Here is an 11,126-nt window from a genome sequence, read left to right on the forward strand (position 1 = left end):
TGTCGTTTCCAGCGCGCCGATGTGAGTGCGCGAGCATTCCGGTGCCTGAGCTCTTGGGTCGATCCTCGGATCGACCCCGGGCCCAGCCCGGACCATCGAGCCGGTGGTACGTGGCGATTGCGACGCTCAGCGTCGCAGGTGCCGTTTGCCGTCGGCGCCCACAGCCCGTAGAGACCACCGCCGGGGAACACCCCGGTCCAGCTCGAGAAGACACGGAGACGTAGTGCCTACGATCCAGCAGCTCGTCCGCAAGGGGCGGACCTCGAAGGCAGGGAAGTCCAAGACTCCCGCCCTCAAGGGTTCCCCGCAGCGGCGTGGTGTGTGCACGCGTGTGTACACCACCACCCCCAAGAAGCCGAACTCCGCACTGCGCAAGGTCGCACGCGTGAAGCTCTCGTCCCAGATCGAGGTCACCGCGTACATCCCCGGTGTCGGCCACAACCTCCAGGAGCACTCCATCGTGCTCGTCCGCGGCGGTCGTGTGAAGGACCTCCCCGGTGTCCGCTACAAGATCGTCCGTGGCGCGCTCGACACCCAGGGCGTCAAGAACCGCAAGCAGGCTCGCAGCCGCTACGGTGCCAAGAAGGAGAAGAGCTAATGCCTCGTAAGGGCCCCGCCCCGAAGCGGCCGCTCATCGTCGACCCTGTCTACGGTTCCCCGGTCGTCACGCAGCTCATCAACAAGGTCCTCCTGGACGGCAAGAAGTCGACCGCCGAGGCGATCGTCTACGGTGCCCTCGAGGGTGTCCGCGCGAAGACCGACGGTGACCCCGTCGTCGTCCTCAAGCGTGCTCTCGAGAACGTGCGCCCGGCCCTCGAGGTCCGCTCGCGCCGTGTCGGTGGCGCGACCTACCAGGTCCCCGTCGAGGTGCGCCCCACGCGTTCCACGACGCTCGCGCTGCGCTGGCTCACGGACTACTCGCGCGCTCGTCGCGAGAAGACCATGACCGAGCGCCTCATGAACGAGATCCTCGACGCGAGCAACGGCCTCGGCGCCGCGGTCAAGCGTCGTGAGGACATGCACAAGATGGCCGAGTCCAACAAGGCCTTCGCGCACTACCGCTGGTAGTCCGACCGACCGGCCCTGGGGGTTCACCCCCGGGGCCGTCGGCGGGTCCGGCCGGCTTCGGTAGAAGCAGCGCCCCCGACTCAACCCACACAAAGGGGAAGTACCCGTGGCACTTGACGTGCTGACCGACCTGAACAAGGTCCGCAACATCGGCATCATGGCCCACATCGATGCCGGTAAGACCACGACCACCGAGCGCATCCTGTTCTACACCGGGGTGAACTACAAGATCGGTGAGACGCACGACGGCGCATCGACGACCGACTGGATGGAGCAGGAGAAGGAGCGCGGCATCACGATCACGTCTGCCGCCGTGACCTGCTTCTGGAACAAGAACCAGATCAACATCATCGACACCCCTGGCCACGTGGACTTCACGGTCGAGGTCGAGCGCTCCCTGCGTGTGCTCGACGGCGCTGTCGCTGTCTTCGACGGCAAGGAGGGCGTCGAGCCCCAGTCCGAGACCGTCTGGCGCCAGGCCGACAAGTACAACGTCCCGCGCATCTGCTTCGTCAACAAGATGGACAAGCTCGGCGCGGACTTCTACTTCACGGTCGACACCATCGTGAACCGCCTCAAGGCCAAGCCGCTGGTCATCCAGCTGCCGATCGGTGCCGAGAGCGACTTCACGGGCGTCGTCGACCTGCTCGGGATGCGCGCACTCGTGTGGCGCGGCGAGACGAAGATGGGCGAGGCCTACGAGGTCGAGGAGATCCCCGCGGACCTCCTGGAGAAGGCGCAGCAGTACCGCGCCCAGCTCATCGAGGACGTCGCCGAGGCCGACGAGGAGCTCCTCGAGAAGTACCTCAACGGCGAAGAGCTGTCGATCGCGGAGATCAAGTCCGCGATCCGCAAGCTCACCGTCTCCGGCGAGGCCTTCCCGGTGCTCTGCGGCTCCGCGTTCAAGAACAAGGGCGTCCAGCCCATGCTCGACGCGGTCATCGACTTCCTCCCCTCGCCCCTGGACGTCCCGGCCATCAACGGCCACGACGTCAAGGACGAGGAGAAGGTCGTCGAGCGCCACCCCGACGCGACCGAGCCCTTCTCGGCTCTCGCGTTCAAGGTTGCCTCGCACCCGTTCTTCGGCAAGCTGACGTACGTCCGCGTCTACTCCGGCCAGGTCACGCCGGGCACCCAGGTGCTCAACGCGACCAAGGGCAAGAAGGAGCGTCTGGGCAAGATCTTCCAGATGCACTCCAACAAGGAGAACGCGGTCGAGCTCGGCAGCGCCGGGCACATCTACGCGTTCATCGGCCTCAAGGACACGACGACCGGTGACACCCTGTGTGACATCGCGAACCCCGTGGTCCTCGAGTCGATGACCTTCCCGGAGCCCGTCATCGACGTGGCCATCGAGCCCAAGACGAAGGCCGACCAGGAGAAGCTCTCGGTCGCCATCCAGAAGCTCGCCGAGGAGGATCCGACCTTCCGCGTCAAGCTCGACGAGGAGACCGGCCAGACCGTCATCGGCGGCATGGGCGAGCTCCACCTCGACATCCTCGTCGACCGCATGCGTCGCGAGTTCAACGTCGAGGCCAACGTCGGCAAGCCGCAGGTCGCGTACCGCGAGACCATCCGCCGTACCGCGGAGAAGATCGACTACACGCACAAGAAGCAGACCGGTGGTTCGGGTCAGTTCGCCAAGGTGCAGGTCACCTTCGAGCCTCTCGACCTGACCGAGGGCGGCGAGCTCTACGAGTTCAAGAACGCCGTCACCGGTGGTCGCATCCCGCGTGAGTACATCCCGTCGGTCGACGCCGGTATCCAGGCCGCCCTCCAGCTGGGTGTCCTTGCCGGCTTCCCGCTGGTGGGCGTGAAGGCGACGCTCATCGACGGCGCGTACCATGATGTCGACTCTTCGGAGATGGCGTTCAAGATTGCCGGCTCGATGGTCCTCAAGGAGGGCGTCAAGCGGGCGGACCCGGTTCTGCTGGAGCCGGTCATGGCGGTCGAGGTGCGTACGCCCGAGGAGTACATGGGCGACGTGATCGGCGACCTCAACTCTCGTCGCGGCATGATCCAGTCCATGGAGGACGCGACGGGTGTGAAGGTCGTCCGTGCTCAAGTACCGTTGTCCGAGATGTTCGGGTACATCGGTGACCTGCGGTCCAAGACCCAGGGTCGCGCTGTGTACTCGATGTCATTCGACAGCTACGCCGAGGTTCCTCGGAACGTTGCCGAAGAGATCATCAAGAAGACCCGGGGCGAGTGAGTCCCCACAGGTCGAAGACCCTGTAACAACCATCAACCTGTAGCGACCCGCACGCCCCGCAGATGTCTTGCGCATCTGCATCGTTCGGCACAACTACCCAAGTCCCAGGAGGACCCCAGTGGCGAAGGCCAAGTTCGAGCGGACCAAGCCGCACGTCAACGTCGGAACCATCGGTCACGTCGACCACGGTAAGACCACGCTGACGGCAGCGATCTCCAAGGTGCTGCACGACAAGTACCCGGACGTGAACCCCGAGTTCAAGTTCGACGAGATCGACAAGGCACCGGAAGAGAAGCAGCGCGGTATCACGATCAACATCGCGCACATCGAGTACGAGACGGACAAGCGTCACTACGCTCACGTCGACGCTCCCGGTCACGCCGACTACATCAAGAACATGATCACCGGTGCCGCTCAGATGGACGGCGCGATCCTCGTGGTCGCGGCGACCGACGGCCCGATGGCCCAGACGCGTGAGCACGTTCTGCTCGCCCGCCAGGTGGGTGTCCCCTACCTGCTGGTCGCGCTGAACAAGTCGGACATGGTCGAGGACGAGGAAATCCTCGAGCTCGTCGAGATGGAGGTGCGCGAGCTCCTCTCCTCGCAGGGCTTCGACGGTGACGAGGCCCCCGTGGTCCGCGTCTCCGGTCTGAAGGCTCTCGAGGGCGACCCCGAGTGGGTCAAGTCCGTCGAGGCGCTCATGGAGGCCGTGGACGAGAACGTCCCCGAGCCCGTCCGTGAGCTCGACAAGCCCTTCCTCATGCCCGTCGAGGACGTCTTCACGATCACCGGTCGTGGCACCGTCGTCACCGGCAAGGTCGAGCGCGGTACCCTCGCGGTCAACTCCGAGGTCGAGATCGTCGGCATCCGCAACCCGCAGAAGACCACGGTCACGGGTATCGAGACGTTCCACAAGCAGATGGACGAGGCTCAGGCCGGCGACAACACCGGTCTGCTGCTCCGCGGCATCAAGCGCGAGGACGTCGAGCGCGGCCAGGTCGTCGTCAAGCCGGGTTCGATCACCCCGCACACCGACTTCGAGGCTCAGGTCTACATCCTGGGCAAGGACGAGGGTGGGCGTCACAACCCGTTCTACTCGAACTACCGTCCGCAGTTCTACTTCCGCACCACGGACGTCACCGGCGTCATCACGCTGCCCGAGGGCACCGAGATGGTCATGCCCGGCGACAACACCGAGATGACCGTCGAGCTGATCCAGCCGATCGCCATGGAGGAGGGCCTCGGCTTCGCCATCCGTGAGGGCGGCCGTACGGTCGGTTCGGGCCGTGTCACGAAGATCATCAAGTGATCTTCTGACCACCTGATCCACCCCGGCAGGTCCTGAGCGTCGCGCTCGGGGCGCCGGACAGGATTGACCGAAGGGCCCGGGTACCGCAAGGTACCCGGGCCCTTCGGCGTACCTGGACGCCTCGCGACGCTGACGCCCCCTCGGCGTGCCTGGGGCGCCTTGCTGTCCCGGGGTCGGCGGGGGCGGCGCCGGCACGCCCCAGCGGCGGGGGAGGGCGGCAGCGGGTGGTGACGGACCGGCGGGCAGGCGCGTCACCGCCCGACGGCGTCGCTCGCCGCACGCATGGACGTCACGTCGTCCTGGTGGGCGCGCCCCGTCCTGCGGAGAACGGGTGCTTCGGACGTGGTCGTGCGGGTCGGGGTCCTGCGGGGGTGCCGGGCGCGCCGACGACGTCCCCGGCGCCGGGCGCTGCGCCGCCGAGCGATGTGACGGAGATCCGGTTCTCGGCCGCGACCGGCTCCGGGGTCGGCGTCGTCGCAGGTGAGGTCGCTGCCGGGGGAGCCGTGGCCCGGTCGGGCGGCGCACAGGGACGGCCGGGCCGGGGCGGCGACGAGGCCGCGGTTCGGCGAGAGAGCGTGCGGCGGTTACCCTGGAGGTACGACGTGCCCGCTCGACGCGTGCGCACGTCGGTCGTCGCGTGGCGACCGACCCTCGTGGTCGACGTCTCACGTACGGCGATTGGTCTTCCACGGATTCCTGTGGCAGACTGTTCAGGTTGCCTGTTACGGGTGCGCTCTTTCATGTGTCGAACAGTGTGTTGAACCGCTAAGTATGCGGACCTCGGTCTTACGGGGTTGCCGCGGGTTGAGCTCTCTGTCGACACAGATCGAGGACCCCGCGGAGCTCAGGTTCTGCACAGGCTCGACAACGTTGTGAACGGCTGTGACGCCGTCGGGCGCCAGAAGTTGGCCCGATGTGTCAGCGGTTCACATATCCAACGGCCCTGCACCGTTCTCGGTGCGTGCGCTCGGTAGGTCGCGATAGGCGACACGCCCGAGCGCGGGGGTCGGACAGCTAGCGGTTCGAGAGAGAGAGTCAGACGACGCCATGGCGGGACAGAAGATCCGCATCCGGCTCAAGTCCTACGACCACGAGGTGATTGACAGCTCGGCGCGCAAGATCGTCGACACTGTCACCCGCGCTGGTGCAACGGTCGTGGGCCCGGTGCCGCTGCCGACGGAGAAGAACGTCTTCTGCGTCATCCGGTCGCCTCACAAGTACAAGGACAGCCGCGAGCACTTCGAGATGCGCACGCACAAGCGGCTTATCGACATCATCGATCCCACGCCGAAGGCCGTCGACTCGCTCATGCGTCTCGACCTGCCTGCGGACGTGAACATCGAGATCAAGCTCTGAGGCGGGAGGACAACATGACTACGCCCCAGCAGAACGAGCGGCCCGTCACGGCCGTGCTCGGCACGAAGCTCGGCATGACCCAGCTCTGGGACGAGGCCGGCCGCCTGGTCCCCGTCACGGTCGTGGCCGTGGGCACGAACGTCGTGACCCAGGTCCGCACGGCGGAGACCGACGGTTACGCCGCGGTCCAGCTGGCCGCAGGCCAGATCGACCCGCGCAAGGTCACGAAGCCCCTCAAGGGCCACTTCGAGAAGGCCGGCGTCACGCCGCGCCGTCACGTGACCGAGATCCGCACCACCGATGCCGGTGAGTACACCCTCGGCCAGGAGATCACCGCGGAGGCCTTCGAGGCCGGCGCGAAGGTCGACGTCGTGGGCACCACCAAGGGCAAGGGCACCGCCGGTGTCATGAAGCGTCACGGCTTCCACGGCGTGGGTGCCTCCCACGGTGCGCACCGCAACCACCGCAAGCCTGGTTCGATCGGTGGGGCCTCGACCCCGTCGCGAGTCTTCAAGGGCGTGCGCATGGCTGGTCGGATGGGCTTCGACCGTCAGACCACGCAGAACCTGACCGTCCACGCGGTCGACGCAGAGAAGGGTCTGCTGCTCGTCAAGGGCGCAGTGCCCGGCCCCAAGGGCGGCGTCGTCCTCGTGCGTAGCGCCGTGAAGGGAGCATGACACTCATGGCAGCTCTCACTGTCGACGTCCTCGACGCCACGGGCAAGAAGGCCGGCACCACCGACCTTCCCGCCGAGGTGTTCGACGTCCAGACGAACGTCCCGCTGATCCACCAGGTTGTCGTCGCGCAGCTCGCTGCAGCCCGTCAGGGCACGCACGACACCAAGAGCCGCGGCGAGGTCCGCGGTGGTGGACGCAAGCCGTACAAGCAGAAGGGCACCGGCCGCGCCCGTCAGGGTTCGACCCGTGCGCCTCAGTTCGCCGGCGGTGGGGTCGTTCACGGCCCGACGCCGCGCGACTACAGCCAGCGCACCCCCAAGAAGATGAAGGCTGCCGCCCTGCGCGGTGCCCTCTCCGACCGGGCTCGTGCCGGCCGTGTCCACGTCGTGACCGGCTTCGGGATCGACGGCCAGCCGTCGACCAAGGCCGCGATCAACTCGCTCGCCAACCTCTCTCCCCGCAAGCACGTGCTCGTGGTGCTGGAGCGTGGCGACGAGCTGACGAGCAAGTCCCTCCGCAATGCGGAGCAGGTGCACCTCCTGGTCGCTGACCAGCTGAACACCTACGACGTGCTCGTCTCCGACGACGTGGTCTTCACCGAGGGCGCACTCGCTGCGTTCCTCGCCGGACCCGCCACGGGCTCTTCGGTCAAGGCCGTCGCGTCCGAGTCGGAAGCAGCTGACGAGGCCGAGGAGGCCGCGAAGTGACCGCCGTGACGAAGGACCCCCGCGACATCCTGCTCGCGCCGGTGGTCTCCGAGAAGAGCTACGGGCTCCTCGACGAGGGTAAGTACACCTTCCTCGTGGACCCGCGGGCCAACAAGACCGAGATCAAGATTGCCGTCGAGCAGATCTTCTCGGTCAAGGTTGCCTCCGTGAACACGATCAACCGCAAGGGCAAGACCCGGCGGACGCGTTTCGGGCTGGGCAAGCGCAAGGACACCAAGCGTGCGATCGTCACCCTCCGCGAGGGCACGATCGACATCTTCGGCGGGCCGGTCGGCTGAGGCCGGACGAGAGCAGATTGAGGACAGATCCCCATGGGAATCCGTAAGTACAAGCCGACGACGCCCGGCCGCCGCGGCTCGAGCGTTGCCGACTTCGTCGAGATCACGCGCTCGCAGCCGGAGAAGTCGCTGGTCCGTCCGCTCACCAAGAGCGGTGGCCGCAACAGCACCGGTCGCATCACCACCCGTCACAAGGGTGGTGGCCACAAGCGCGCATACCGCGTCATCGACTTCCGTCGTCACGACAAGGACGGCGTGCCCGCGAAGGTCGCTCACATCGAGTACGACCCCAACCGCACGGCACGCATCGCGCTCCTGCACTACGCGGACGGCGAGAAGCGCTACATCATCGCGCCGAACAAGCTGAAGCAGGGCGACGTCGTCGAGAACGGCGCCGGCGCTGACATCAAGCCCGGCAACAACCTGCCGCTGCGCAACATCCCGACCGGTACCGTCATCCACGCCATCGAGCTCAAGCCCGGTGGCGGCGCGAAGATCGCCCGTTCGGCTGGTGCGTCCGTGCAGCTCGTCGCCAAGGACGGCCCCTACGCCCAGCTGCGTATGCCGTCCGGTGAGATCCGCAACGTCGACCTGCGCTGCCGCGCGACGGTCGGCGAGGTGGGCAACGCCGAGCAGTCGAACATCAACTGGGGCAAGGCCGGCCGCATGCGCTGGAAGGGCAAGCGCCCCTCCGTCCGTGGTGTCGCCATGAACCCGATCGACCACCCCCACGGTGGTGGTGAAGGCAAGACCTCCGGTGGACGCCACCCGGTGAGCCCCTGGGGCCAGCCTGAAGGCCGTACCCGCCGTCCCAACAAGCCGAGCGACAAGCTGATCGTGCGTCGTCGCCGTACCGGCAAGAAGCGCTGATAGGAGCCTGACAGATGCCACGCAGCCTGAAGAAGGGCCCCTTCGTCGACGGACACCTTCAGAAGAAGGTGGACGTCCAGAACGAGAAGGGGACCAAGAACGTCATCAAGACCTGGTCCCGTCGGTCGGTCATCACGCCCGACTTCCTCGGTCACACTTTTGCCGTGCACGACGGACGCAAGCACACTCCGGTGTTCGTCACCGAGTCGATGGTTGGCCACAAGCTCGGCGAGTTCGCACCCACCCGGACCTTCCGCGGCCACGTGAAGGACGACAAGAAGGGCCGTCGTCGCTGATCTGCGTGCAGACGCAGATCACGAGACGACGACTCCGAACGTCATGACGAGACAAGAAGGCAGGACAGCAATGGAAGCCAAGGCGCAGGCGCGGTTCGTCCGTGTCACGCCCCAGAAGGCCCGGCGCGTCGTGGACCTCATCCGTGGCAAGCAGGCCACCGAGGCCGTCGCGGTGCTGAAGTTCGCACCGCAGGCCGCGAGTGAGCCGATCCGCAAGGTCGTGGAGAGCGCGATCGCGAACGCACGGGTGAAGGCCGACCGCGCGAGCGTGGCATTCGACGAGCAGGAGCTCGTCGTTGCCCAGGCGTTCGTGGACGAGGGCCCGACCCTCAAGCGGTTCCGGCCTCGCGCTCAGGGGCGCGCGAGCCAGATCCTCAAGCGGACGAGCCACATCACCGTGGTTCTCGCTCCGCGCGAAGACACGAAGGGAAGGGCCCGATAGTGGGACAGAAGGTTCACCCGCACGGGTACCGCCTCGGCATCACCACCGACCACCGGTCGCGTTGGTTCGCCGACAGCACCAAGCCCGGACAGCGGTACCGCGACTACGTCCGTGAGGACGTGCAGATCCGCAAGCTCATGGCCACGGGCCTCGAGCGTGCCGGCATCTCCAAGGTCGAGATCGAGCGCACCCGTGACCGTGTGCGTGTGGACATCCACACGGCACGTCCGGGCATCGTGATCGGCCGCCGTGGCGCAGAGGCAGACCGCATCCGCGGCGAGCTCGAGAAGCTCACGGGCAAGCAGGTCCAGCTCAACATCCTCGAGGTCAAGAACGCTGAGATCGATGCTCAGCTCGTGGCCCAGGGGATCGCCGAGCAGCTCGCGAGCCGCGTGTCCTTCCGTCGTGCGATGCGCAAGGGCATGCAGTCCGCGCAGCGCGCCGGCGCCAAGGGCATCCGCGTGCAGTGCTCGGGTCGTCTCGGCGGCGCCGAGATGAGCCGTTCGGAGTTCTACCGCGAAGGCCGTGTGCCGCTGCACACGCTCCGCGCGAACATCGACTACGGCTTCTTCGAGGCCCGCACCACCTTCGGCCGTATCGGCGTCAAGGTGTGGATCTACAAGGGCGACATGACCGAGAAGGAGTTCGCTGCGCAGCAGGCGACCGCCGCTCCCCGCCAGGGCCGTGGTGGCCCCCGCGGTGGCGACCGTCCTGACCGTGGTGGAGACCGTCGCGGTGCTGGTCGTCGCAACGAGCGTCCGGCACAGTCCGAGGCACCTGCAGCCGCAGGGGCGGAGGCACCTGTCGCCGAGAAGGCTCCTGAGTCCGGAACGGAGGCCTGAGCATGCTTATCCCGCGCAGGCTGAAGCACCGCAAGCAGCACCACCCGTCGCGCTCCGGCGCGTCGAAGGGTGGCAACCAGATCGCGTTCGGCGAGTTCGGCATCCAGGCTCTCGAGCCTGCGTACGTCACGAACCGCCAGATCGAGGCTGCTCGTATCGCGATGACCCGCCACATCAAGCGAGGCGGAAAGGTCTGGATCAACATCTACCCGGACCGTCCGCTGACCAAGAAGCCGGCGGAGACCCGCATGGGTTCTGGTAAGGGTTCGCCCGAGTGGTGGATCGCCAACGTCAAGCCCGGCCGCATCGTCTTCGAGCTGGCCGGTGTCCCGGAGCCTCTGGCTCGTGAGGCCATGCGCCGCGCGATCCACAAGCTCCCGATGAAGTGCCGTTTCGTGGTGCGCGAGGGTGGTGGCAACTGATGGCTATCGGAACCAAGGAACTGGCTTCGAGCGAGCTCGACACGTTCGACGACGAGAAGCTCGTCGCCGAGCTGAAGAAGGCCAAGGAGGAGCTTTTCAACCTCCGTTTCCAGTCGGCCACCGGTCAGCTGGAGAGCCACGGTCGCCTGAAGGCCGTGCGTCGCGACATCGCGCGGATCTACACGATCCTGCGCGAGCGCGAGCTCGGTATCCGTACCGCACCGAGCGTGAGTGAGTGAGGCTGGAATGAGCGAGAACGCAACGAACGCCGCACCGGTGACCGAGACGGCCGCTGAGCAGCGCGCCAACCGCAAGACGCGGCGCGGCTACGTGGTGAGCGACAAGATGGACAAGACCGTCGTGATCGAGGTCGAGGACAGGGTCAAGCACCCTCTCTACGGCAAGGTCATCCGGCGCACGAGCAAGGTCAAGGTCCACGACGAGCAGAACGCTGCTGGTGTCGGTGACCTCGTCCTTATCATGGAGACCCGCCCGCTGTCCGCGACCAAGCGGTGGCGCCTGGTGGAGATCCTCGAGAAGGCCAAGTAGGCCCTGCGCCTACCAGGTGGGGGGGGGGGGGGGGGGGGGGGGGGGGGGGGGGGGGGGGGGGGGGGGGGGGGGGGGGG

Annotated in this window: 15 protein-coding genes; all 15 read left to right on the plus strand. The window is 66.8% G+C overall.

Annotated elements, in window-relative coordinates; translation table 11 throughout:
- Positions 1–223 precede the first annotated feature (223 nt).
- The 15 genes from rpsL (at position 224) to rpsQ (ending at position 11,049) form a co-directional block, all read left to right on the plus strand.
- Positions 224–598, plus strand: coding sequence for a 30S ribosomal protein S12 (rpsL, locus tag H9623_RS03350; RefSeq protein ID WP_030151943.1), 375 nt, complete (start codon positions 224–226; stop codon positions 596–598).
- Positions 598–1,068: a 30S ribosomal protein S7 gene (rpsG, locus tag H9623_RS03355; protein ID WP_030151942.1), complete on the plus strand. Its 471-nt coding sequence runs from the start codon at positions 598–600 to the stop codon at positions 1,066–1,068. Before rpsL ends, rpsG begins: the two co-directional genes overlap by 1 nt.
- Before the next feature lie 106 nt (positions 1,069–1,174).
- Positions 1,175–3,280, plus strand: a complete 2,106-nt coding sequence (gene fusA / locus H9623_RS03360) for an elongation factor G (RefSeq protein ID WP_193718676.1) — start codon at positions 1,175–1,177, stop codon at positions 3,278–3,280.
- 118 nt (positions 3,281–3,398) lie between these two features.
- Positions 3,399–4,589: an elongation factor Tu gene (gene tuf / locus H9623_RS03365; RefSeq protein WP_193718677.1), complete on the plus strand. Its 1,191-nt coding sequence runs from the start codon at positions 3,399–3,401 to the stop codon at positions 4,587–4,589.
- A gap of 1,047 nt (positions 4,590–5,636) precedes the next feature.
- Positions 5,637–5,945, plus strand: coding sequence for a 30S ribosomal protein S10 (gene rpsJ, locus H9623_RS03370; protein WP_012867945.1), 309 nt, complete (start codon positions 5,637–5,639; stop codon positions 5,943–5,945).
- A 14-nt stretch (positions 5,946–5,959) separates the two neighbouring features.
- Positions 5,960–6,622 (plus strand): 50S ribosomal protein L3, encoded by a 663-nt coding sequence (gene rplC / locus H9623_RS03375; RefSeq protein ID WP_030151939.1) that lies wholly within the window; start codon positions 5,960–5,962, stop codon positions 6,620–6,622.
- A gap of 5 nt (positions 6,623–6,627) precedes the next feature.
- On the plus strand, positions 6,628–7,329 hold the full coding sequence (gene rplD / locus H9623_RS03380) for a 50S ribosomal protein L4 (RefSeq protein ID WP_138825547.1): 702 nt from the start codon (positions 6,628–6,630) through the stop codon (positions 7,327–7,329).
- Positions 7,326–7,628, plus strand: a complete 303-nt coding sequence (rplW, locus tag H9623_RS03385) for a 50S ribosomal protein L23 (RefSeq protein ID WP_030151937.1) — start codon at positions 7,326–7,328, stop codon at positions 7,626–7,628. The genes rplD and rplW overlap by 4 nt, the downstream gene beginning before the upstream one ends.
- A 33-nt stretch (positions 7,629–7,661) precedes the next feature.
- Positions 7,662–8,498: a 50S ribosomal protein L2 gene (gene rplB, locus H9623_RS03390; RefSeq protein WP_193718678.1), complete on the plus strand. Its 837-nt coding sequence runs from the start codon at positions 7,662–7,664 to the stop codon at positions 8,496–8,498.
- 14 nt (positions 8,499–8,512) lie between these two features.
- Complete coding sequence (gene rpsS / locus H9623_RS03395; protein WP_012867940.1) at positions 8,513–8,794, plus strand: 30S ribosomal protein S19; 282 nt, start codon at positions 8,513–8,515, stop codon at positions 8,792–8,794.
- A 70-nt stretch (positions 8,795–8,864) separates the two neighbouring features.
- Complete coding sequence (rplV, locus tag H9623_RS03400) at positions 8,865–9,236, plus strand: 50S ribosomal protein L22 (RefSeq protein WP_193718679.1); 372 nt, start codon at positions 8,865–8,867, stop codon at positions 9,234–9,236.
- The gene (gene rpsC / locus H9623_RS03405) at positions 9,236–10,078 is read left to right on the plus strand and encodes a 30S ribosomal protein S3 (protein ID WP_030151934.1); all 843 of its coding nucleotides are present in this window, start codon (positions 9,236–9,238) and stop codon (positions 10,076–10,078) included. Before rplV ends, rpsC begins: the two co-directional genes overlap by 1 nt.
- A gap of 2 nt (positions 10,079–10,080) precedes the next feature.
- On the plus strand, positions 10,081–10,500 hold the full coding sequence (gene rplP / locus H9623_RS03410; RefSeq protein WP_030151933.1) for a 50S ribosomal protein L16: 420 nt from the start codon (positions 10,081–10,083) through the stop codon (positions 10,498–10,500).
- The gene (rpmC, locus tag H9623_RS03415; protein ID WP_030151932.1) at positions 10,500–10,739 is read left to right on the plus strand and encodes a 50S ribosomal protein L29; all 240 of its coding nucleotides are present in this window, start codon (positions 10,500–10,502) and stop codon (positions 10,737–10,739) included. Before rplP ends, rpmC begins: the two co-directional genes overlap by 1 nt.
- Positions 10,740–10,746: 7 nt before the next feature.
- Entirely contained in the window at positions 10,747–11,049 is a 303-nt protein-coding gene (gene rpsQ / locus H9623_RS03420; RefSeq protein WP_030151931.1) for a 30S ribosomal protein S17, read from the plus strand.
- Positions 11,050–11,126: the final 77 nt, after the last annotated feature.

This window comes from Oerskovia douganii (genome assembly GCF_015142735.1).
Lineage (GTDB): Bacteria > Actinomycetota > Actinomycetes > Actinomycetales > Cellulomonadaceae > Oerskovia > Oerskovia douganii.

Coding starts and splice junctions, on each gene's coding strand:
- rpsG (WP_030151942.1), top strand. CDS start 598: ATGCCTCGTAAGGGCCCCGCCCCGAAGCGGCCGCTCATCGTCGACCCT.
- rpsJ (WP_012867945.1), top strand. CDS start 5,637: ATGGCGGGACAGAAGATCCGCATCCGGCTCAAGTCCTACGACCACGAG.
- rplC (WP_030151939.1), top strand. CDS start 5,960: ATGACTACGCCCCAGCAGAACGAGCGGCCCGTCACGGCCGTGCTCGGC.
- rplD (WP_138825547.1), top strand. CDS start 6,628: ATGGCAGCTCTCACTGTCGACGTCCTCGACGCCACGGGCAAGAAGGCC.
- rplB (WP_193718678.1), top strand. CDS start 7,662: ATGGGAATCCGTAAGTACAAGCCGACGACGCCCGGCCGCCGCGGCTCG.
- rpsS (WP_012867940.1), top strand. CDS start 8,513: ATGCCACGCAGCCTGAAGAAGGGCCCCTTCGTCGACGGACACCTTCAG.
- rplV (WP_193718679.1), top strand. CDS start 8,865: ATGGAAGCCAAGGCGCAGGCGCGGTTCGTCCGTGTCACGCCCCAGAAG.
- rplP (WP_030151933.1), top strand. CDS start 10,081: ATGCTTATCCCGCGCAGGCTGAAGCACCGCAAGCAGCACCACCCGTCG.
- rpmC (WP_030151932.1), top strand. CDS start 10,500: ATGGCTATCGGAACCAAGGAACTGGCTTCGAGCGAGCTCGACACGTTC.
- rpsQ (WP_030151931.1), top strand. CDS start 10,747: ATGAGCGAGAACGCAACGAACGCCGCACCGGTGACCGAGACGGCCGCT.